Annotated in this window: 16 protein-coding genes and 1 pseudogene; 9 read left to right on the top strand and 8 right to left on the bottom strand. The window is 69.5% G+C overall.

Features of this window, described 5'->3' with window-relative positions; genetic code table 11:
• Positions 1 to 36: 36 nt before the first annotated feature.
• Positions 37 to 1,503: a CCA tRNA nucleotidyltransferase gene (locus V7E46_RS00085; RefSeq protein WP_333766462.1), complete on the top strand. Its 1,467-nt coding sequence runs from the start codon at positions 37 to 39 to the stop codon at positions 1,501 to 1,503.
• Between the two features lie 38 nt (positions 1,504 to 1,541).
• Here the strand turns inward: V7E46_RS00085 and V7E46_RS00080 are convergent, their stop codons facing one another.
• The 3 genes from V7E46_RS00080 to V7E46_RS00070 form a co-directional block, all read right to left on the bottom strand.
• A complete protein-coding gene (locus V7E46_RS00080; protein ID WP_333766461.1) occupies positions 1,542 to 2,849 on the bottom strand; it encodes an MFS transporter in 1,308 nt (435 codons plus the stop codon).
• 111 nt (positions 2,850 to 2,960) lie between these two features.
• Positions 2,961 to 4,043, bottom strand: a complete 1,083-nt coding sequence (locus V7E46_RS00075) for an inositol-3-phosphate synthase (RefSeq protein WP_333766460.1) — start codon at positions 4,041 to 4,043, stop codon at positions 2,961 to 2,963.
• 23 nt (positions 4,044 to 4,066) lie between these two features.
• Positions 4,067 to 4,711: a PadR family transcriptional regulator gene (locus tag V7E46_RS00070; protein ID WP_333766459.1), complete on the bottom strand. Its 645-nt coding sequence runs from the start codon at positions 4,709 to 4,711 to the stop codon at positions 4,067 to 4,069.
• A 341-nt stretch (positions 4,712 to 5,052) separates the two neighbouring features.
• Between V7E46_RS00070 and V7E46_RS00065 the strand changes: the two genes are divergently transcribed.
• On the top strand, positions 5,053 to 7,803 hold the full coding sequence (locus tag V7E46_RS00065; RefSeq protein WP_333766458.1) for a transglycosylase domain-containing protein: 2,751 nt from the start codon (positions 5,053 to 5,055) through the stop codon (positions 7,801 to 7,803).
• A gap of 90 nt (positions 7,804 to 7,893) precedes the next feature.
• Positions 7,894 to 9,408, top strand: a complete 1,515-nt coding sequence (locus tag V7E46_RS00060) for a glycosyltransferase family 87 protein (RefSeq protein WP_333766457.1) — start codon at positions 7,894 to 7,896, stop codon at positions 9,406 to 9,408.
• On the opposite strand, the gene V7E46_RS00055 is transcribed toward V7E46_RS00060, so the two are convergent.
• The 3 genes from V7E46_RS00055 to V7E46_RS00045 form a co-directional block, all read right to left on the bottom strand.
• Positions 9,396 to 10,436: an alanine racemase gene (locus tag V7E46_RS00055; RefSeq protein ID WP_329176963.1), complete on the bottom strand. Its 1,041-nt coding sequence runs from the start codon at positions 10,434 to 10,436 to the stop codon at positions 9,396 to 9,398. The genes V7E46_RS00060 and V7E46_RS00055 overlap by 13 nt on opposite strands.
• A 66-nt stretch (positions 10,437 to 10,502) precedes the next feature.
• Positions 10,503 to 11,642, bottom strand: a complete 1,140-nt coding sequence (locus V7E46_RS00050) for a lipid II:glycine glycyltransferase FemX (RefSeq protein ID WP_333766456.1) — start codon at positions 11,640 to 11,642, stop codon at positions 10,503 to 10,505.
• A gap of 130 nt (positions 11,643 to 11,772) precedes the next feature.
• A complete protein-coding gene (locus V7E46_RS00045) occupies positions 11,773 to 12,081 on the bottom strand; it encodes a hypothetical protein (protein WP_329176968.1) in 309 nt (102 codons plus the stop codon).
• Between the two features lie 267 nt (positions 12,082 to 12,348).
• Between V7E46_RS00045 and rpsF the strand changes: the two genes are divergently transcribed.
• The 4 genes from rpsF to rplI are packed head-to-tail and all read left to right on the top strand — an operon-like array spanning position 12,349 to position 14,055.
• Complete coding sequence (gene rpsF, locus V7E46_RS00040; protein WP_327289944.1) at positions 12,349 to 12,639, top strand: 30S ribosomal protein S6; 291 nt, start codon at positions 12,349 to 12,351, stop codon at positions 12,637 to 12,639.
• 58 nt (positions 12,640 to 12,697) lie between these two features.
• Complete coding sequence (locus V7E46_RS00035; protein WP_329176972.1) at positions 12,698 to 13,309, top strand: single-stranded DNA-binding protein; 612 nt, start codon at positions 12,698 to 12,700, stop codon at positions 13,307 to 13,309.
• Between the two features lie 41 nt (positions 13,310 to 13,350).
• Positions 13,351 to 13,587: a 30S ribosomal protein S18 gene (gene rpsR / locus V7E46_RS00030; protein ID WP_031512678.1), complete on the top strand. Its 237-nt coding sequence runs from the start codon at positions 13,351 to 13,353 to the stop codon at positions 13,585 to 13,587.
• 18 nt (positions 13,588 to 13,605) lie between these two features.
• The gene (rplI, locus tag V7E46_RS00025) at positions 13,606 to 14,055 is read left to right on the top strand and encodes a 50S ribosomal protein L9 (protein ID WP_329176973.1); all 450 of its coding nucleotides are present in this window, start codon (positions 13,606 to 13,608) and stop codon (positions 14,053 to 14,055) included.
• A gap of 123 nt (positions 14,056 to 14,178) precedes the next feature.
• On the opposite strand, the pseudogene V7E46_RS00020 reads toward rplI, so the two are convergent.
• Positions 14,179 to 15,503 (bottom strand): annotated as a pseudogene (locus V7E46_RS00020) (MATE family efflux transporter).
• Between the two features lie 536 nt (positions 15,504 to 16,039).
• Here V7E46_RS00020 and dnaB point away from each other — a divergent pair.
• Positions 16,040 to 17,500 carry a replicative DNA helicase gene (gene dnaB, locus V7E46_RS00015; RefSeq protein WP_333766455.1) on the top strand — a complete coding sequence of 487 codons (1,461 nt, stop codon included), beginning with the start codon at positions 16,040 to 16,042 and terminating at the stop codon, positions 17,498 to 17,500.
• Between the two features lie 595 nt (positions 17,501 to 18,095).
• On the opposite strand, the gene V7E46_RS00010 is transcribed toward dnaB, so the two are convergent.
• Positions 18,096 to 21,416: a discoidin domain-containing protein gene (locus tag V7E46_RS00010; protein WP_333766454.1), complete on the bottom strand. Its 3,321-nt coding sequence runs from the start codon at positions 21,414 to 21,416 to the stop codon at positions 18,096 to 18,098.
• A 229-nt stretch (positions 21,417 to 21,645) separates the two neighbouring features.
• Between V7E46_RS00010 and V7E46_RS00005 the strand changes: the two genes are divergently transcribed.
• Positions 21,646 to 22,518, top strand: coding sequence for a class I SAM-dependent methyltransferase (locus V7E46_RS00005; RefSeq protein ID WP_333766453.1), 873 nt, complete (start codon positions 21,646 to 21,648; stop codon positions 22,516 to 22,518).
• Positions 22,519 to 22,575: the final 57 nt, after the last annotated feature.

The raw sequence follows: 22,575 nt of genomic DNA, 5'->3' as shown, positions 1-22,575 counted from the left end.
GCGGGGGAGGCCCGCGGACCCGTACCCTTTTGCGTTGTGCCGAATGCCAACAATGCCGCTCAGACCCCGCAGCCCCCGCGAGCCGGGCGGGCCCCTCTCCGGGTCGAACCCGTTGCCGAGGAATTGGGCCACCGCTTCCGCGCCGCCGGGTTCGCACTCGCTTTGGTCGGCGGTTCGGTCCGGGACACGCTGCTGGGCCGACTGGGCAATGACCTGGACTTCACCACCGACGCCCGCCCCGAGCAGGTGCTCAAGATCCTGCGGCCGTGGGCGGACTCGGTGTGGGAGGTCGGCATCGCCTTCGGCACGGTCGGCGGCATGAAGAAGGCCGAGGACGCCGAGGGTACAGCCCGCAGCTTCCAGATCGAGGTGACCACCTACCGCAGTGAGGCGTACGACCGGACCTCGCGCAAGCCGGCGGTCTCCTACGGCGACACCATCGAGGAGGACCTGGTCCGCCGGGACTTCACGGTGAACTCGATGGCGGTGGCGGTGCCGGAGAACGACTTCATCGACCCCTACGGCGGCCTGGACGACCTCGCGGCCCGGATGCTGCGCACACCTGCCTCCCCCGAGTCGTCCTTCTCCGACGACCCGCTGCGGATGCTGCGTGCGGCCCGCTTCGCCGCGCAGCTGGACTTCGAGGTCGCGCCCGAGGTGGTGGCGGCGATGACCGCGATGGCCGACCGGATCGACATCGTCTCGGCCGAGCGGGTGCGGGACGAGCTGAACAAACTGGTCCTGTCGGACCACCCGCGCAAGGGTCTGCGGCTGCTGGTCGACACCGGGCTCGCCGACCGGGTGCTGCCCGAACTGTCGGCGCTGCGGCTGGAGCGGGACGAGCACTTCCGGCACAAGGACGTCTACGAGCACACCCTGACGGTGCTGGAGCAGGCCATCGACCTGGAGACCGAGGGGCCCGACCTGGTGCTGCGGCTGGCCGCGCTGCTGCACGACATCGGCAAGCCGAAGACCCGGCGCTTCGAGCCGGACGGCCGGGTCTCCTTCCACCACCACGAGATGGTCGGCGCGAAACTGACCAAGGTGCGGATGCTCCAGCTCAAATATCCCAACGAGCTGGTGAAGGACGTCTCCCGGCTGGTCGAGCTGCACCTGCGCTTCCACGGCTACGGCAGCGGCGAATGGACCGACTCGGCCGTGCGCCGCTACGTACGGGACGCCGGGCCGCTGCTGGAGCGGCTGCACAAGCTCACCCGGTCGGACTGCACGACCCGCAACAAGCGCAAGGCGGCGGCGCTGTCCCGGACGTACGACGGCCTGGAGCAGCGGATCGCCGAATTGCAGGAGCAGGAGGAGCTGGACGCGATCCGGCCCGACCTGGACGGCAACCAGATCATGAAGGTGCTGGACATTCCGCCGGGGCCGGCGGTGGGCACGGCGTACCAGTACCTGCTGGAGCTGCGGCTGGAGAACGGCCCGCTGGGCGAGGAGGCCGCGATCACGGCGCTGCGCGAGTGGTGGGCCGCCCGGTCCGACGGGTGATGTTCCACGTGGAACATCGCACCGCGCGGGTCCCGGCATCAGCTGGTCGGAGTGCCCGCGCGCGATGTTCCACGTGAAACATCGCGCTCCCGGAGCATGCCGACCGCCGTGGCAGCGTAGATCAGCGCCAGCACCACGATGAGCCCGGCCGACCGTCCGTCGGCGGGCAGGACCAGTGCCGCGACCGCCGCGGCGCCGACGAACGCCGCGTTGAAGACGACGTCGTAGAGCGAGAAGACCAGCCCGCGGTAGGCGTCGTCCACCTGTGCCTGGACGACCGTGTCGGTGGCGATCTTGGCGCCCTGGGTGGTAATCCCCAGGGCGAAGGCGGCCAGCATCATCGGGGCGACGGCGAAGGACAGCGCCAGCGGCGGCAGCATCAGCGCCGAGGCGCCCGAACAGGCGGTGATCCAGCCGGAGGTCCCGATCCTGGCAGTGGCCCAGGGAGTGATGAGCGCCGCGACGAGGAAGCCCGCCGCGGACAGGCCCAGGGCCACGCCCAGCAGGCCCAGGCCCGCGTCGGTGTCGGCCGGGTCGGACCAGGCGTAGCGGCAGAGCATCAGCAGCGTCACGGTGAGCGCGCCGAAGCAGAAGCGCATCGCGGTCATCGCGGTCAGGGCGTGGGCGGCTGCCGGGCGCCGCCGCAGATGCCGCAGTCCCGCGTGCAGTCCCTGGGCGGTGCCGGCGATCGCCGCCATGAACTGCGGGCGGACCCGGTCCGGGTCGGGTCCCAGCAGATCGCGGCCCAGGGTGAGCGCGGTCAGGCCCGCGCACAGGTAGAGCAGGGCGCCGAGCAGCACGGTGGCGGCATTGGCGCCGGCCCCCTCGGCGGCGAAGAGGTGCACGACGAAGGCGACGCCGCCGCCCAGAGCGGCCGCGAGGGTGCCCGCGGTCGGTGAGAGCGCGTTGGCCGTCACGAGCCGGTCCCGGTCGACCACCCGGGGCAGCGCCGCGGACAGCCCGGCCAGGACGAAGCGGTTGACCGCGGTCACCGACAGGGCGGACAGGTAGAACAGCCAGTCGGGCACATGCAGCAGGATCAGCCCGGCGGTGCCGCAGGACAGCGCGGCCCGCAGCAGGTTGCAGTACAGCAGCACCTGGCGCCGCCGCCAGCGGTCGAGCAGCACACCGGTGAAGGGGCCCAGCAGCGAGTAGGGCAGCAGCAGGACGGCCATCGCGGACGCGACCGCGCCCGGGGAGGCCTGCTTCTCCGGCGAGAAGACCACGTAGGCGGCCAGCGCGACCTGGAAGACGCCGTCGGAGAGCTGGGACAGCAGACGTACGCCCAGCAGGCGGCGGAAGTCCGGCAGCCGCAGCAGGACGCGAAGATCGTGCAGAAGGCCCATGCGCACAGCCTCACACGAGCGAGAAGACCCCGGGCATGCGACCCGGGGCCTTCTCGCTCAATCGGTCCTTCAGCGCGTCAGCTTCTCACTGCCGCACGGTGGGCCGGCGTCTCAGCGCTCGACCTCGCCGCGGATGAACTTCTCCACGTTCTCGCGGGCCTCGTCGTCGAAGTACTGCACCGGCGGGGACTTCATGAAGTACGAGGACGCCGACAGGATCGGGCCGCCGATACCGCGGTCCTTGGCGATCTTCGCGGCACGCACCGCGTCGATGATGACACCGGCGGAGTTCGGGGAGTCCCAGACCTCCAGCTTGTACTCCAGGTTCAGCGGAACGTCACCGAAGGCGCGGCCCTCGAGGCGGACGTACGCCCACTTGCGGTCGTCGAGCCACTGGACGTAGTCCGACGGGCCGATGTGGACGTTCTTGGCGCCCAGGTCGCGGTCCGGGATCTGCGAGGTGACGGCCTGCGTCTTGGAGATCTTCTTGGACTCCAGCCGCTCGCGCTCCAGCATGTTCTTGAAGTCCATGTTGCCGCCGACGTTCAGCTGCATGGTGCGCTCGAGGACCACACCGCGGTCCTCGAAGAGCTTCGCCATCACGCGGTGCGTGATGGTGGCGCCCACCTGGGACTTGATGTCGTCACCGACGATCGGCACACCGGCCTCGGTGAACTTGTCCGCCCACTCCTTGGTGCCGGCGATGAAGACCGGCAGCGCGTTGACGAAGGCGACCTTGGCGTCGATGGCGCACTGGGCGTAGTACTTCGCCGCGGTCTCGGAGCCGACCGGCAGGTAGCAGACCAGCACATCGGCCTTGGTGTCCTTGAGGACCTGGACGATGTCGACCGGGGCCTCGGAGGACTCCTCGATCGTCTCGCGGTAGTACTTGCCCAGGCCGTCGTTGGTGTGGCCGCGCTGCACGGTCACACCGGTCTGCGGCACGTCGCAGATCTTGATGGTGTTGTTCTCGCTGGCACCGATGGCGTCCGCGAGGTCGAGGCCGACCTTCTTCGCGTCGACGTCGAAGGCGGCAACGAACTCGATGTCACGGACGTGGTAGTCGCCGAACTGGACGTGCATCAGACCCGGTACCCGGGCGTCCGCATCCGCGTCCTTGTAGTACTCGACACCCTGTACCAGCGACGCGGCGCAGTTGCCGACACCGATGATCGCTACGCGAACCGAACCCATACCCGTTGCTCCCTGTGTAATCGTCACGCGGTTCCCCGGGCTTCGGGTCGGCCGCCGTTCTCTTGGTTGGTGTTGTCGTTGTCGTCCGGCTCGTCGGCCGGGCGCTCCGCGCGTCCGGCCCGCTCGGTCTCGATCAGCTCGTTGAGCCAGCGGACCTCGCGCTCCACCGACTCCATGCCGTGCCGCTGCAGCTCGAGCGTGTAGTCGTCGAGCCGTTCGCGGGTGCGGGCCAGTGAGGCACGCATCTTCTCCAGACGCTCCTCCAGGCGGCTGCGCCGCCCTTCGAGCACCCGCATCCTGACGTCCTTGGACGTCTGGCCGAAGAAGGCGAAACGAGCGGCGAAGTGCTCGTCCTCCCAGGCGTCGGGACCCGAGTGCGCCAGCAGCTCCTCGAAGTGCTCCTTGCCCGCGGCTGTCAGCCGGTAGACGATCTTCGCCCGGCGGCCGGCGAGGGGGGTGGCGGGCGGATCGCTGTCCACCGCCGGTTCCTCGATCAACCACCCCAGGGTGACCAGCGTCTTCAGGCAGGGATACAGGCTCCCGTAACTGAAGGCGCGGAAAACCCCGAGCGAGGTGTTGAGCCGCTTGCGCAGCTCGTACCCATGCATCGGTGACTCGCGCACCAGACCGAGAACCGCGAATTCGAGGATTCCGGAGCGCTTGCTCAATCCCTCGTCCCCTCGTTCACGCTTCTTCCGATCCGATGTATCGAGTCGATACATCGCGACGATAGAACGGCGCGAGACATCATGCAAGGCGGCTGGTCGTGACCGGCGTCACATCGCCAAACCTGTGGGGCGTCAACCGCCCGCTATGTGATGAACGTTCGCATCATGTGTCTTTTGGCCGTGCGTACTCTGTTCGCCATGCAGAGCACCGGGAACCCCGCGCCGTCGGCGCGCGTCTTGATCCTTGGTGCGGTGCGGCCTGACACAGCCGCGCGCAGGGGGACCGACCGGACTGTCATCGATGCCTTCAGGCGATCCCGCCTGTCGAGGAGTAGCTGTTCATGAGCGAGCACCGTCGCAAGCCGCCGCCGCAGTCGCCTGCCGGCGGCCGTGCTGCCGCCCGGCGCGGGGGACAGCAGCCGACGCCCCCGCCGTCCGGCGGCCGTCGTGCCGCCGGCGGTCCCCCCGCCGACGCGGAGAGCGGACGCGATACGCCGGCCGGTTCGCCGAGCGGCGCCCCCAGCGGTCCGCCCCCGGCCGCCCCGGATTCCGGCGGCGGCGAGCCGTACCAGGGCAGAGCCGCGGCACGCCGCGCCGCCCAGGGGCGCGGCGCGCGGCGCAGGGGCGCGGGCGGCGGCCCCGGTGGTCCCGGCGGCCCCGCGGGACCCGGCACCGGCGGCCCCGCGGGCCGCGGCGGGCGCGGTCCCGGACGGCGCCCCGCCAAGAAGCGGTTCATCGACTACCCGCGCTTCGGCAAGGAGGGCTGGCGCCGCTGGATGCCCTCGTGGCGCCAGGTCACCGCGATCTTCGTCGGCTTCGTCGGCACCCTGGTCGGCATCGTCGGCATCGCCTACGCCATGGTGGACATCCCGGACGAGAACAAGGCCGCCCTGGCCCAGAACAACGTCTACTACTGGGCCGACGGCTCCCGCATGGTCACCGGCGGCGGCAGTGTCAACCGGCAGAACATCCCCTACGAGAAGATCCCCAAGGCGATGCGCTACGCGGTGATCTCGGCGGAGAACAAGACCTTCGAGACCGACTCGGGCGTCGACCCGATGGGCATCGGCCGGGCGCTGTTCAACATGGCCAAGGGCGGCGAGACGCAGGGCGGCTCGACGATCACCCAGCAGTACGTGAAGAACACGATGCTCGACCAGTCGCAGACGGTCAGCCGTAAGTTCAAAGAGCTGTTCATCTCCATAAAGGTCGGCGAGAAGGTCAGCAAGAACGACATCATCAAGGGCTACCTGAACACCTCCTACTTCGGCCGCGGCGCGTACGGTATCCAGGCGGCGGCGCAGACGTACTACAACGTCAACGCCGAGAACCTGAACCCCAGCCAGTGCGCCATGCTCGCCGCGCTGCTCAAGGGGCCGACGTACTACGACCCCATCGGCAACCCCAGCATCGACTCGTCCGCGACCGCCGAGGCGAACACCGCGCGGGTCACGCAGCGCTGGGGGTCGATCCTCGACAACGAGGTCAGGTTCGGCCACATGACGGCCGCCGAGCGGGCCACGTACACGAAATTCCCGATGCCGCAGGGCCTCAAGGCGCAGGCCGGCATGAACGGCCAGATCGGCTATCTGGTCGACACGGCGAACAACTTCGTCACCACGCACTCCGACCCGAAGATCACCCAGGCGGACCTCGACCGCGGTGGCTACCAGATCTACACCACGTTCGAGAAGGACAAGGTCAACGAGCTGAAGGACTCCGTCGAGAAGGTGCGGGCGCAGAAGATCAAGCCCGGCACCGGCCATAGGTACACCGGCAGCGACAGCGAGTTCGACGGCGACGCGGACACCAACGTCCAGTTCGGCGCCGCCTCGGTGGTGCCCGGCGACGGCAAGATCGTGGCGATCTACGGCGGCGCGGGCTACGACCACAACGAGTTCACCAACAACGCCGACACCAAGGGCGTGCCCGTCGGATCGACGTTCAAGCCGTTCGTGCTCGCCGCGGCGATGACCTACGGCACCAACTACAGCCACGACAAACCGCTCACCCCGGACAGCAAGTACAACGCCGACGACCTGATCCCGATCAAGGATCACAACGGCAATCCGGTGCTCAACAAGGACAACAGCATCTTCAAGCAGAAGAACGAGTCCAGCACCAAGTGGGGCTACGTCACTCTCAACAAGGCGATGGAGCAGTCCATCAACAGCCCGTTCGTCCAGCTCGGCGAGGACGTCGGCCTGGACAAGGTCGAGGACACGGCCATCAAGGCGGGGCTGCTCAAGGACTACATGGGGTCCCTGGTCGCCTCGTACTCCATCGGCACCTCGACCCCCAGCGCGATCCGGATGGCCAACGCCTACGGCACCTTCGCCAAGTCCGGTGTCGCGGTCGAGCCCTACTCGGTCACCAAACTGATCCACAACGGTGAGGACGACAGGTCCTTCCGAAAGCCGCAGCGCACCACCACGCCGGCCCTGAGGCCCGAGGTCGCGGACACCGTCACCAAGGTGCTGCAGAACGTGGTGAAGAAGGGTACGGGTAAGAACGCGCTGGCCCTCGGCCGTACCGCGGCCGGCAAGACCGGCACCACCGACACCCCGGGCGGCACCCGGTCCGCGTGGTTCGTCGGCTACACCCAGCAGCTGTCGACGTCGGTGGTGATGTTCCGGCAGGACACCAAGGCGAAGAAGCTGCTGCCGATGACCGGCACCGGCGGCCCGAACTCCACCACCCACGGTGGTGACATCCCGGCGACCATGTGGACCGACTACATGAAGGCCGCCCTCGGCAATCTGCCCGACCCCGGCTTCCCGACCCCGGGCAAGATCGGTGACGGCAAGACGATCAACGAGTCCGGCGCCCCGTCGCCGACGCCCTCCATGACGACGCCGCCGCCTACCACGACCGCACCGCCCACCAGCGGCCCGCCCACGAACACCCCGCCCACCGACACCCCGACCTGGACGCCGCCGACCACCACCGGGCCGCCCACCCCGCCCGGATGCACGATCTTCAACCCCGACTGCAACAACACGAGTCCGCCGGCATCGCCGACGACCGGCCCGCCGACGAGCGGCCCGCCCGGCCGCGGCAACGGCGGGGGCGGCGGAACCAAGGGGGACTGAGCCCCCGAGCACCCCGTGGCGGTCGTCGGCTGACATGAAGACCGCCACGGGGTCTGCTGTACCCACAGCCGGGTACGGCAGGATGTCGGCATGACGAGCGTGCGCGATCGCGAAGAGGACGACCGGCAGGAGCCGCCGGTGCGCCCCACCGATGAGGACTCACTGGCCGCCACGGCGAGCGAACTCATCGGCGGCCCGGCCGGCAAACACGCCGAGGCCGGCGGCCACCGCTGGTGGAACGCGCTGCGGGTGATGGTGCTGATCGTCATCGCGATGTTCGCGCTCGGCATGGTGCAGAAGGTGCCCTGCTACAACGGCGCCTGGTTCCAGGCCGGCGACCCGCAGTACATCCACGCCTGCTACTCCGACATCCCGCACCTCTACCACGACCGCGGTTTCGCCGCCGACGTGGTGCCGTACTTCGACCGCATCCCCGGGTCGATCGGCGGCAGCGGCTTCCACTACCTGGAGTACCCGGTCCTCACCGGGCTCTTCATGGAGGTCGCCTCCTGGCTGACCCCGCACGGCGGCACCATGGAGCACCGGGCACAGATCTACTGGATCGTGAACTCGGGCATGCTGCTGCTCTGCGCGATCGCGCTGGTGGTGGCGGTGGCCCGCACCAACCGGCGGCGCCCCTGGGACGGCCTGTTCATCGCCCTGTCCCCCGCGCTCGCGCTGTCCGCGACGATCAACTGGGACCTCTTCGCGGTGGCCATGGCATCGGTCGGCCTGCTGCTGTGGTCCCGCAGCCGCCCGCTGGCCGCCGGTGTGCTGATCGGCCTGGCCACCGCCGCCAAGCTCTATCCCGTCCTGCTGCTGCTCGCGCTGTTCCTGCTCTGCCTGCGGGCGGGCAGGATGCGGGCCTACGGGGCGGCGCTCGGCGGCGCGGTGGGCGCCTGGCTGGTGGTCAACCTGCCGGTGATCCTGCTGGCCAGGTCCGGCTGGGCGCAGTTCTACGACTACAGCCGCACCAGGGGCGTCGACTACGGCTCGGTGTGGCTGATCATCATGCAGCGCACCGGCAACCCGCTCAGCGGCGTCAGCGCGTACGTCGCCGCGCTGCTGATCCTGCTGTGCGCCGGCATCGCCGCCCTCACCTTCTACGCGCCCCGGCGGCCGAGGCTCGGCCAGATCACCTTCCTGGTGGTGGCCGCGCTCATCGTGAGCAACAAGGTCTACTCGCCGCAGTACGTGCTGTGGCTGCTGCCGCTGGCCGTGCTCGCCCGGCCGCGCTGGCGCGACCTGCTGATCTGGCAGGGCGCCGAGGTGCTGTACTACCTGGCGATCTGGATGCAGCTGGCCTACGTCACCGGCGGTACCAAGCACCACGGCCTGTCCGCCGACGGCTACCACCTGGCGGTCGCGCTGCACCTGCTGGGCGTGCTCTACCTGAGCGGGATGGTGATCCGCGACATCATGCGGCCGGAGCACGACGTGCTGCGGCAGGACGGCGAGGACGATCCGGTGGGCGGGGTCCTGGACGGCGCCGAGGACAGCTTTGTCCTGGGCCTCTTCCCCGAGGACGGCCCGCCGCAGCTCACTTCGGTCGGCCCGGCGGACGCGCCCGCCGGACTGCCGGAAGAGCCCCGCTACGACGCCTGACGGTCCACGGTCCGGTCGAACTGGGTGGTGGTGTGCCGCAGGTGCGCCACCAGCTCGTCACCGACCGCGGGCGGTGCCACGTCGCCCGGCAGGAACAGGATCGAGACCTGCATGTGCGGCGGCTCGGCGAACCAGCGCTGCTTGCCTGCCCAGACGAACGGCGACAGATTGCGGTTGACGGTGGCCAGGCCCGCGCGGGCCACCCCCTTGGCCCGCGGCATCAGGCCGTGCAGCGCCTTGGGCGCCTCCAGGCCGACCCCGTGCGAGGTGCCGCCGGCCACGACCACCAGGTGGCCGTTCTCCGTCGCCTTCTCCTGCCGGTAGCCGTACCGCTCGCCCTTGGCGATCCGGGTCACGTCCAGGACGGCGCCGCGGTATTCGGTCGCGTCGTGGTCGCCGAGCCACATCCGGGTGCCGATCCTGGCCCGGAACCTGGTCTGCGGGAACTGCTGCTGGAGGGTGGCCTGCTCGGTCGCCTTGAGGTGGCTGACGAACATCGTGTGCAGCGGCAGCCTGGCGGCCCGCAGCCGCTCCATCCAGGCGAAGACCTCCTCCACCGCGTCGCTGCCGTCGGTGCGGTCCAGCGGTAGGTGGATCGCGAAGCCTTCCAGGCGGATGTCGTCGATCGCGGTGTGCAGCTTGCCGAGGTCCTCCTCGGCCACGCCGTGCCGCCGCATCGTGCTCATCACCTCGATGACGACCCGGGCGCCGACCAGGCCGCGCACCCCCTCCACAGAGGAGACCGAGCGGATCGCCCGGTCCGGCAGCGGCACCGGCTCCTCGCCGAGCCGGTAGGGAGTCAGCACGAGGATGTCGCCGCCGAAGTAGTCCTTTATCCTCGCCGCTTCGTAGGTGGTGCCCACCGCGAGCATGTCGGCCCGCAGCCGGGTCGCCTCGTCGGCCAGCCGCTCATGGCCGAAGCCGTAGCCGTTCCCCTTGCAGACCGGGACGATGCCGGGAAACTGGTCTGCCACCTGCTGCTGGTGGGCACGCCAGCGTGCGGTGTCGACATACAGGGTGAGCGCCATGGCCTCTTCCGGACCTTCCTATCGGGTTGCCCCCCCGGACTTCGGTCCCGAGGGAGAGTCGGCCGGTCAGCGGCGCGACATGTACATGTCGAGTGCCTTGTGGAGCACCTTGTTGAGCGGGAAATCCCACTCGCCCAAGTATTCGGCAGCCTGCCCGCCGGTGCCTACCTTGAACTGAATCAGTCCGAACAGGTGGTCGGTCTCGTCGAGCGAGTCGCTGATGCCGCGCAGATCGTAGACGCTGGCGCCCATCGCGTACGCGTCCCGCAGCATCCGCCACTGCATGGCGTTGGACGGCCGTACCTCGCGCTTGTGGTTGGCGGAGGCGCCGTAGGAATACCAGACGTGCCGGCCGACCGTGAGCATGGTGGCCGCGGCGACCGCCTCGCCCTCGTGCACGGCCAGATACAGCCGCATCCGGTTGGGGTCCTCGGCATTCAGCTTGGTCCACATGCGCTGGAAGTACGACAGCGGGCGCGGCCGGAACTGGTCGCGCACCGCGGTGATCTCGTACAGCTGCTGCCAGACCGGCAGGTCGTCGTAACCGCCCTGGACGACCTGGACGCCGGCCTTCTCGGCCTTCTTGATGTTGCGGCGCCACAGCTGGTTGAAATTCTTCAGGATGTCGTCGAGCGAGCGGTTCTCCAGCGGCACCTGGTAGACGTAGCGCGGCTGCACGTCGCCGAAGCCGGCGCCGCCGTCCTCGCCCTGCTGCCAGCCGATCCGGCGCAGCCGCTCGGCCACCTCGAAGGCGCGCGGCTCGATGAAGTCCGCCTCGATGTCCCGCAGCCGCTTGACGTCGGGGTCGGCGATGCCCGCCTTGATGGTGCCGGCGTCCCACCGCCGGATTATCACCGGCGGACCCATCTTCACGGTGAAGGCGCCCTGCTGCTTGAGGTGCCGCAGCATCGGCTGCAGCCACTCGTCCAGGTTGGGCGCGTACCAGTTGATGACCGGGCCCTCGGGCAGATACGCCAGATACCGCTTGAGCTTGGGCAGCTGCCGGTAGAGCACCAGGCCGACGCCGACCAGCTGGCCGCCCTTGACCGGCTGGCCGGGCCGCTCGTCGAACCAGCCGAGGCTCTCGGACCGCCACTCGGACTTCACGTCGGCCCATGCCGGAACCTGGCAGTGGCTCGCCGCGGGCAGGCTCTGGATGTAGGCCAGGTGCTGCTCTCGGCTGATGGTCCTCAAGGTCAGGCTCATGCGGGGCGCTCCCCATGCTCACGACTGCGGGCTTATCTGGCCCGAAGCCTACTGTGCAGGAGGAGCGGCCCCACCAGCCCTGTGGACAACGGCGCCGCTTTCCACAGGCCCGGCGCGCGCACCGCTCCGGCTACCAGAGCCCGCCCCACAGCCCGCCGTGCGCCACCCCGATGAAGAAGCCGACGGCGGCCATACCGAGGCCGATGACCAGAGCGAAGCGCTCGGGGGTGGTGGCCGAGACGAACTGGCCGTAGCCGCCGGTGAAGATGCCGGCCAGCCCCGTCCAGGAGCTGAGCAGATGCAGGCTGTTGAAGATCGACGAGATGATCGCGATGCCGCCGAGCACCAAGGTGACCGCCGCCAGCGTATTGACCAGGGGATGCGGCCGGCCGTCGGTGTTGAACGTGAGGTTGTGGGTCCGTTCCGCGTGCTGTGCCATGGGGCACCTCCGTGACGGAGAAGTGGCGTGCTGTGGAGCGCCGCACACCCGATGTGTACAGATTGCGGTCATAAGGGGGCGGATTTCAACCGGAGGGACCGAGGCGGGTAGTCTGTACGGTCTGCACCGGTGTCTGCGCTGGGTCCGACCGGGCGGTCCGAGATTTCTTCGGCTGTCAGTGGCCCGCGCTACCGTTGCGACGCAGATACAAACCCTCCTGCCACGGAAATGCCGTGGCCGCCTGAGTCCAAAGGAGGTGGGTTCCCTATGCGTCACTACGAGCTCATGCTCATTCTCGACCCCGATCTTGAGGAGCGCGCTGTCTCCCCGCTGATCGAGTCCTTCCTGTCCGTCGTCCGCAACGGCGGCGGCAGTGTGGAGAAGGTCGACACCTGGGGCCGTCGTCGTCTCGCCTATGAGATCAACAAGAAGCCCGAGGGCATCTACTCGGTCGTCGACCTCAAGGCCTCGCCCGATGTCGTCAAGGAGCTGGACCGTCAGCTCAACCTGAACGAGTCGGTGCTGCGGACCAAGGTCCTTCGTCCGGAACTGCACTAGTCCGGACTTCGAGTAGCAGTCAGTCAGCACAGCCCAAAGCCAGTCGAGAGGTCACCCCATGGCAGGCGAGACCGTCATCACGGTCGTCGGCAATCTTGTCGACGACCCCGAGCTGCGCTTCACCCCGTCCGGTGCGGCGGTCGCGAAGTTCCGCGTCGCGTCCACTCCCCGCACCTTCGACCGGCAGACCAATGAGTGGAAGGACGGCGAGAGCCTGTTCCTGACCTGCTCGGTCTGGCGGCAGGCGGCGGAGAACGTCGCCGAGTCGCTTCAGCGAGGCATGCGCGTCATCGTGCAGGGCCGGCTCAAGCAGCGGTCGTACGAGGACCGCGAGGGCGTCAAGCGGACGGTCTACGAGCTGGACGTCGAAGAAGTCGGCGCCAGCCTCCGCAGCGCCACGGCCAAGGTCACCAAGACCAGCGGCGGTGGCGGTCGTGGCGGCCAGCAGGGTGGCTACGGCGCGGGCGGCGGCCAAGGTGGCGGCGGCTGGGGCGGCGGCCCCGGCGGCCAGCAGGGCGGCGGCGGTGCTCCCGCCGACGACCCCTGGGCCACCAGCGCACCGGCAGGCGGCGGCCAGCCGGGCGCCGCGGGCGGCGGGCAGGGTGGCGGCGGCTGGGGCGGAAGCTCCGGCTCGTCCGGCGGCGGCTACTCGGACGAGCCGCCCTTCTAGGGCGGACCTCACACACTTCCTGATCGCATAGGAGAATCACCATGGCGAAGCCGCCCCCGCGCAAGCCGAAGAAGAAGGTCTGCGCGTTCTGCAAGGACAAGACCGTGTACGTGGACTACAAGGACACGAACATGCTGCGGAAGTTCATTTCCGACCGCGGCAAGATCCGTGCCCGTCGCGTCACCGGCAACTGCACGCAGCACCAGCGTGACGTCGCCACGGCCGTCAAGAACAGCCGTGAGATGGCGCTGCTGCCGTACACGTCGACCGCTCGATAAGGAAAGGGTGACCAGATAATGTCCAAGATCATCCTTACCAACGAGGTCAGCGGCCTGGGTGCCGCCGGCGACATCGTCGACGTCAAGCCGGGCTACGCCCGCAACTACCTGATCCCGCGGGGCTTCGCCATCGCGTGGACCAAGGGTGGCGAGAAGGACGTCGAGCAGATCCGCCGTGCCCGTCGCATCCGCGAGATCCACTCGCTGGAAGACGCGAACGTGGTGAAGGCCCAGCTCCAGTCCGTCAAGGTCAAGCTGAGCACCCGCGCCGGTGACACCGGCCGGCTCTTCGGCTCCATCACCCCGGCCGACATCGCCGCGGCGATCAAGGCCGCCGGCGGTCCGGTCGTCGACAAGCGCCGGGTCGAGGTCAGCGCCCCGATCAAGACGCTCGGTGCGCACAGGGTGTCGGTGCGGCTGCACTCCGAGGTCGAGGCTGTCCTCGACCTGGAGGTCGTGGCGGCGTAACGCCCCTTTTGCTCGGCATGTTCCACGTGGAACACGAGGGCCGGGTGCCTCCTTCATAGGGGTGCCCGGCCCTCGCGCATGTCCGGGTAAGGGTCCCGGGGTTTTGTGCGGCCGGGGCGCGGCTCAGCGGGCGGCGCCGGTGACGATCCAGCGGCCGGAGCGAGCGCGCAGGCCCAGGGCGGCGAGCCGGGTGAGCATCATCAGCGCCATGGCCCACCACAGCGCGGTCAGGCCCGCTCCCAGCGCCGGTACGGCGAAGGCGACAGGGGCGAAGACCGCCAGGGTGACCAGCATCGACCAGGCGAGATACGGTCCGTCCCCGGCGCCCATCAGCACCCCGTCGAGCACGAAGACCACCCCGCACACCGGTTGCGAGACCGCCACCACCAGCAGGGCGGAGGTCAGCGCGTCCTGGACGGCCGGGTCGGAACTGAACAGCGGCCCGATCAGCGGCCGGGCCAGCACCACCAGCAGCCCGAGGACGACACCGCAGGCCACTCCCCACTCGATCATCCGGCGGCAGGCGGCACGGGCGCCCGCCGGGTCCTCGGCGCCCAGACAGCGGCCGATGATGGCCTGGCCGGCGATGGCGATGGCGTCCAGGGCGAAGGCGAGCAGCGACCAGACGGTGAGGGTGATCTGGTGCGCGGCGATCTCGGTGTCCCCGAGCCGGGCGGCGACTGCGGTGGCGATCAGCAGGACGGCCCGCAGGCTGATCGTACGTACCAGCAGTGGCAGGCCCGCGCGGGCGCAGGCGCGTATCCCGGCGGCGTCCGGGCGCAACGCCGCCCACCAGTCGCCGTCCCCGCGCCCTTTTTCGGCCCGGCCCCGGTCTGCCGGCGGATGCCGCGGACCACCACCCACAGATAGACCGCGGCCATGCCGTTCTGCGCGATCACGGTGCCCCAGGCGGAGCCTGCGAGGCCGAGGCCGGCGCCGTAGACGAGGGCGGCGTTCAGGCCCGCGTTGGCGGTGAAGCCGCCGACCGCGACCACGAGCGGGGTGCGGGTGTCCTGCAGGCCGCGCAGCACACCGGTGGCGGCCAGCACCACCAGCATCGCGGGGATGCCGAGCGAACCGATCCGCAGATAGGTGGTGGCGTAGGGGGCCGCGGTCCCGGAGGCGCCGAAGAGGTCGGCGAGGGCGGGAGCGCCGGGCAGGACGGCGGCGATCACCACGCCGCCGAGCAGCAGTGCCAGCCAGATGCCGTCCGCACCCTGCCGCAGCGCGGCGGGCAGGTCGCCCGCGCCGACCCGGCGGGACACCGCGGCGGTGGTGGCATAGGCGAGGAAGACGAAGATGTTGACCGCGGTGGTGAGCAGTGCGGCGGCCACACCGAGCCCGGCGAGCTGTGCGGTGCCGAGGTGGCCGACGACCGCGCTGTCCACCATCACGAAGAGCGGCTCCGCGACGAGCGCGCCGAACGCGGGCAGCGCGAGGGCGACGATCTCCCGGTCGTGGCGCCGCCGTCCGGCCGGGCGGCGGTCGCCGCCGGAAGCAGGGCCGCGGGCGCCGGGTTCCTGCGTTTCTGGCGGCTCGACGACGGGATTCACAAGCACAGCTTAATCGTCCACAAGTAAGAGGTGAAGTGGTCAGAAGACTATTACGGGTGACTGCGTAGAGTGATCTCCTCCGCGTTGTTTGTCGCGATCTTGTTCCGGTGGGAAAAGTTTTTCTCCTGCACAGGCTATGGACGAAGAAAGTGCAGGTCAGATGGCTTCTTTGGTAGGGAGCTCCGGGTTGTCCACAGCACTGTCCCAAGGCCTGTACACAGGTTGGGGGCAGTTCTCCACAGGTATGCCGCCGTCGTCCACACCCCCTGTGGATAACCGGGTTGGTCTGGGTCGCCGCTGGCCCTACCGTGGAGCCTCCCGCGACGCGACGCGAGCGCAGCCGGGTGGATCCAGGATCGGAGCGGCGCCATGAAAGAGTGGCACGCACGCGGGGTCCGGCCGGACCGGTCGGACGGGAGGAGGTGGCGGGGGTGACCCAGCCCGAACCCGCCGACGACCACTGGCCCGACCACCCGCAGGACGACCGCCCGGGCCCGCCGCAGGGGGTCAGCCCGTTCCGTAAGAAGTCCGCTTCCGACGACAACCGCTACTCCGAGGGCGGCGGCGGTTTCGAGCGGGTCCCCCCGCAGGATCTCGACGCCGAACAGTCCGTGCTCGGCGGCATGCTGCTGTCCAAGGACGCCATCGCCGATGTCGTCGAGGTCCTCAAGGGCGCCGACTTCTACCGCCCCGCCCACGAGACCATCTACACCGCGATCCTCGACCTCTACGCCCGCGGTGAGCCCGCCGACCCGATCACCACCGCCGCCGAACTGACCAAGCGCGGTGAGATCGCCCGGGTCGGCGGCGCCCCCTACCTGCACACCCTCGTCAACGCCGTACCCACCGCGGCCAACGCCGAGTACTACGCGGAGATCGTCCACGAACGGGCGGTGCTGCGCCGGCTGGTCGAGGCCGGCACCCGGATCACGCAGATGGGATACGCGGCCGACGGCGACGTCGACGAGATCGTCAACAACGCCCAGGCCGAGATCTACGCCGTCACCGAGCAGCGCACCTCCGAGGACTACCTCCCGCTCGGCGACATCATGGAGGGCGCCCTCGACGAGATCGAGGCGATCGGGTCCCGCAGCGGCCAGATGTCCGGCGTCCCCACCGGCTTCACCGACCTGGACTCGCTCACCAACGGCCTGCACCCCGGCCAGATGATCGTCATCGCGGCCCGCCCCGCGATGGGCAAGTCCACGCTCGCGCTGGACTTCGCCCGTACGTGCTCCATCGCGAACAAGATGCCCAGCGTGATCTTCTCGCTCGAAATGGGCCGCAACGAGATCGCGATGCGCCTGCTGTCCGCCGAGGCGCGGGTCGCGCTGCACCACATGCGCTCGGGCACGATGACCGACGACGACTGGACCAAGGTCGCCCGCCGGATGTCCGACGTGACCGAGGCGCCGCTCTACATCGACGACTCGCCCAACCTGTCGATGATGGAGATCCGCGCCAAGTGCCGCCGCCTCAAGCAGCGCAACGACCTGCGGCTGGTCGTCATCGACTACCTCCAGCTGATGCAGTCCGGCGGTTCCCGCCGTCCCGAGAGCCGCCAGCAGGAGGTCTCGGACATGTCCCGGAACCTCAAGCTCCTGGCCAAGGAGCTGGAAGTCCCGGTCATCGCCCTCTCCCAGCTCAACCGTGGCCCCGAACAGCGCACCGACAAGAAGCCGATGGTCTCCGACCTGCGCGAATCCGGCTCGATCGAGCAGGACGCCGACATGGTGATCCTGCTCCACCGCGAGGACGCCTACGAAAAGGAGTCCCCCCGCGCGGGCGAGGCCGACCTGATCGTCGCCAAGCACCGCAACGGCCCCACGGCCACCATCACTGTGGCCTTCCAGGGCCACTACTCCCGCTTCGTGGACATGGCCCAGACCTGACCACGATCCGCAGGGCTCAAAACCCCGGCGCAGTCTCAGCCGTGATGGCACAGCGGCGGTACGAGTGCCGCATTCGTGAACGTGCAGGTCAGCCCGTCGCTCTTGCGGAGTGGCGGGCTTTGGGGTCGCCGACATGCGGGCGGCGGTGGGGGGATGGGTGTAACGGCTTCGGGGGTCGAGCCAAGGACAGGGCGGGACGGTCGCCCTCCAGGTGATGGACGCACGGCTGTCCGGACTCCAGGCGGCGCTGCGCAGCCTGGGCGTGCCTGCCGTGGTCCTGCGGCTCTCGGACTCCTGCCCCGCCGACGTCCGTACCGACAACACCGACCTCGAAGCGGTCCAGTCCTTCGATCCGAGGAACGGACGCCTGATGGTGATCCGGCCCGGTGCCATTCCCCGCGGGGACTCGCTGGTCCTGGTCGGCCACGCCCTCAAGGGCGATCTGGCACCCGGACACCATGGGCTCCATGGAGGTCCTGCTGGCCCATGGCGAGCCCACCTGCTTCCCGGCTTCCCGGCGCCGATGACGGAACGACACACCCCCGGAGCCGCGCGGGGCGGCTCCGGGGGTGTCCTTTCCTGGGGAGAGGAAGGGTCAGGTGGTGGTCCAGACGAAGGTCGCGGAACCGGTGGCGCCGGCCTGGTCCTTCACGGTGACCGTGACCGTGTAGCTGCCGGCCCGGGTCGCCGAGCCGGTGAAGCGCCCGCTCGTGCTGAGCGAGATGCCCGGCGGCAGGCCGGACGCGGTGTAGGTGCGGTGCGCGGCGGTGTCGGCCGGGTCGAAGGCCCAGTCGACGGCGGAGTGCACCGGGCTGCTCATGCCGTACGGGTTGGGCACGGACAGGGCGGTGGCGGTGGCGGGCGCCGCGGAATTCGCGGTGGCCGCCTTCGGGCCGATGGCCGCGGCGACGGCGCCGTTGACCGTGGTCGGCACGGTGAGCGTGCCGGTCAGCGGCAGGCTGCGCGAGGAGTCGCCCAGCAGGATCTGGTAATTGCCCGCGGTCGTGGTCCAGTTGTTGCTGCCGGTGTTCCAATAGGCCAGGTCATGGGTGCTGACCGTGAAGGTCAGCGTCTGCGACTGGCCCGGATTGAGGGTGACGCGCTGGTAGCCGCGCAGCTGGTGCACCGGCTCCCCGGTGGAGGCCGGGTCGCCGACGTACAGCTGCGCGACGTCCGCGCCCGCCCGCGTCCCGGTGTTGGTCACCGTGACGTGCACCGTGGCGTTGCCGCCGCTGAGCGCGCCGACCTGGAGATTGCTGAAGCCGAAGGTGGTGTAGGACAGACCGAAGCCGAACGGGAAGAGCGGTGCGATGTTCTTGGCGTCGTACCACCGGTAGCCGACGTTCAGGCCCTCGCTGTACTGCACCTGCCCGTTGGTGCCGGGCCACTGGGCCGCGGTGTTCGCGGGCACGTCGGCCAGCGACTTCGGGAAGGTGACCGGCAGCTTGCCGGACGGGTTGACGTCGCCGAAGATCAGCGCCGCCATCGCCGTGCCGATCTGCTGGCCCGGGTAGAAGCCCTCGAAGACGCCCGCGACCTGGTTCAGCCACGGCATGTTGATCGCCGAGTTGTTGTTGAGGACCACGATGGTGTGCGGGTTCGCCGCGGCCACCTGGGCGATCATGTCGTTCTGCTTGACCTGGCTGCCGCCGTTGTTGGGCAGGTCCAGTGTGGTGGTGTCGTGCTCCTCGTTTCCGTAGTTGTCGCTGGCGTAGACGATCGCGACGTCGGAACCGCGGGCCAGGGTGACGGCCGAGTCCAGATTCGTCGCGTCGTTGTACTGCACGGTGGTGCCGGTGCCCGCTACCCGGTTCTGGATGCCGGTGATCGGCCAGACCGTGCCGGAGCTGGTCACCGTGGCGCTGCCGCCGCCGATGGACTGCACACCGGCGCCGCCGTCCCAGCCGATCACGGCGATCGAGTGGGTGGTGGCGGTGGACAGCGGCAGGATGCCGTTGTTCTTGAGGAGTACGGTGCCCTCCTCCGCGCCCTGCAGGGCGACCTGGACATGCGCCGGGGTGGTCACGGTGGCGTCCCGCGAACCGCTGGGCGCCTTGTCGAACAGCCCGAAGGCGAAGAACTGCGTGAGCAGCCGGCTGATCATCGTGTTGAGCGTGGTCTGGCTGACGGTGCCGCTGGCGACGGCCTGGGCCAGGAAGTCCGCGTAGAAGTAGCCGTTGGGCATTTCCACCGTCAGGCCCGCGTTGGCGGACTCCACCGTCGAGTGGGTGCCGCCCCAGTCACTGGTGATGAAGCCGCCGAAGTTCGCCTGCTGGTACAGGCCGGTGTTCATCAGATCCGGGTTCTGGCAGGCCGGCGTGTTGTTCACGATGCTGTACGCGCACATCGCCGCGGCCGGCGAGCCCTGCTGGACCGCCGCCTGGAAGGCCGGCAGATACAGCTCCTGCATGGTCCGCTTGTCGACGATGACCGTGCCGGCCGGGTTCTCGATGTTGTAGACGGCCACGTGCTTCATCTCGGCCATCACACCCTGGCTCTGGATGCCCTTGATGTCGGCGGTGGCCATCTGCCCGTTGAGGTACGGGTCCTCGCTGAAGGTCTCGAAGGACCGGCCCCAGCGCGGGTCGCGGACGATGTTCAGCGTCGGGCCGAGCGCCACCTGCACGCCCTTGCCCGCGAATTCCGCACCGATCGCGGCGCCGTACTGCTGCTCCAGCGCGTTGTCGAAGGTCGCCGCCGAGGCGTTGGCGGACGGCATCTGGGTGACACCGCCGAGCCCGTCACCGACGCCGTGCGGGCCGTCCTGCAGACCGATGTTCGGGATGCACAGCGACGGGATGCCGGTGATGTTGCCGATGTACGGCGAGGCGTTGTTGTTGCCGTGCAGGATCGACACCTTCTGCGCGGTGGTCATCTGCGCCATCACCTGCGAGACGCGGGTGGAGACCGGAGCGGTGGACCCGACCCAAGGGCAGCTGCCGTCACCGCCCCCGGGCGGCGGAGTGGTGCCGCCACCGCCGGCCGTCAGCAGGGTGAACTCCCACAGCGAGTAGCCGTACTGGGTGGCGCGGACCGTGCCGTACATCCGCACATAGCGCCCGGTGGCGTTGAAGGAGAGGTTCTCCACCCCGCCCGGACCGGTGGTCGTGGAGTAGACGGTGTTCCACGTGGAACCGTTATCCGAGACCTGGATCTGGTACGCCTTCGCGTACGCGGTCTCCCAGCTCAGTTGGGCGCCGCAGAGCGCCTGCGAGGAGCCGAGGTCGACCTGGACCCACTGCGGGTCGGCGGCGGCGCTGGACCAGCGGGTGCCCGCGTTGCCGTCGAAGGCGGCCGAGGCGGGAGTGCCGGCGTTCTCGGTCGAGGACGCGGTGGCGGGCTTGCCGAGCGCCGCCGTGGTCGTACCGCAGGAGGCGGGCGGGGTGCCGCCACCGGAGCCGCCGTAGACCTGGAACTCCCACAGTGAGTAGCCCCACTGGGTGGCGCGGGCCGTGCCGTACATCCGGACGTAGCGGCCGGTGCCGGTGACGCTCAGGGTCTGGACGCCACCGGTGCCGGTGGTTGTGGAGTAGATGCTGTTCCACGTGGAACCGTTGTCCGAGACCTGGATCTGGAAGGCCTTGCCGTAGGCGGCCTCCCAGTTCAGTACCACCTGGGTGATCGGCTGGCTGGAGCCGAGGTCGACCTGGAGCCATTGCGGGTCGGTGGCGGCGCTGGACCAGCGGGTGCCGGTGTCGCCGTCGACCGCCGCGTTGGCGGTGAAGGCGTCCTGTACGGACGAGGCGGTGGCCGGCTTGCCCTGGGAGAGCAGGACCGGGGTGGCCGCGCGGGATGAGGACGCCACGATCGACAGATACGCCGAGGCGATCAGGACCAGGACGAGCAGGACAATACCCTGCGGTGAATGGCGGAAACGTTTACGGGATAGGGAGAGCCCTTGTGGGGTGACCCTCATGTGTCTTCTCCTACGTGTCGGAATGCAACTCGCGGGTGTGGGGGGTGGTAGGAGGAACCGCCAGGGGGCTGAGAGCGCTCTCTGGCAGTCGTGATATCTACGCCCGGCCTTGGAGGGTGTCAACCTTTCTGACACGCAGCACCCGGTGAAACCGCTTGCTTTGACGGGCAGTTGACCTGGGAGCGCTCCCGTCCCGTACACGCGCCCACCCGGATGGGAGCCTGGAGGGATGGACGAGGACAGGGAAGCGGGCCGGATCACGGTCGAACTGGAGGGCGTCCCCGAGACGCTGCTGTGGAACCTCTACCAGCGGTCGGTGGAGGCCGGCCGCCCCGGTCGCCGGCTGCTGGACGATCCCCGGGCGGTGGAACTGGTCGAGCGGATCGACTACCCCTTCGAACGCTTCGGCGGCGACGGCATGGCCCAGTGGCACGCCCTGCGGATCGCCTGTCTCGACGGGGAGGTGCGGCGCTTCCTCGCCGCCCACCCCGGCGGCACGGTGGTGGCACTCGGCGAAGGCCTGGAGACCCAGTTCTGGCGGGTGGACGACGGCCGGGCGCACTGGCTGACGGTGGATCTGCCCGAGACGGTGGCGGTACGCGAGAAGCTGCTGCCCGACGCCCCGCCGCGCCGCCGAACTGTCGCCTGCTCGGCACTCGACCTGTGCTGGATGGACGGTATCGACCCCGGCACGCGGCCACAGGATGTGCTCGTCACCGCGCAGGGCCTGCTGATGTACCTGCCGCCGCGCGAGGTCAGGTGGCTGATCGCCGCCTGCGCGGAGCGCTTCCCCGGCGGGTCCTTTCTCTTCGACGCGCTCCCGCGGGCGATGGTCGCCCGCAACCAGGCCGGCGGCATGGACACCTCCGGCGGCTATCGCGCCCCGCGCTGGCAGTGGGGCATGGACACCGGGGAATACCGCAAGGTCGCCACCGCCTCGCCGCTGATCGCCGAAGTCCGCAGCCTGCCGCTGCCGCGTGGGCGCGGCCTGTACGCGATCGCCCCGGTCTCGCATCTGCTGCCCGGGGTGCGGTCGATGCGGATGTCGATCGTGGCGGTGCGCTTCGGCCCCGCCGACTACCGTAATGACGCGCGGGCCTGACGCCCGCTCGGACTGGCGACGGCGGAGGGGGCGGGTGCGGGTGACCGTGGACAGCGG

The organism is Streptomyces sp. IBSBF 2435, assembly GCF_036815005.1.
Taxonomy (GTDB): Bacteria; Actinomycetota; Actinomycetes; order Streptomycetales; family Streptomycetaceae; genus Actinacidiphila.
This window is presented reverse-complemented; position numbering and strand designations above follow the sequence as displayed.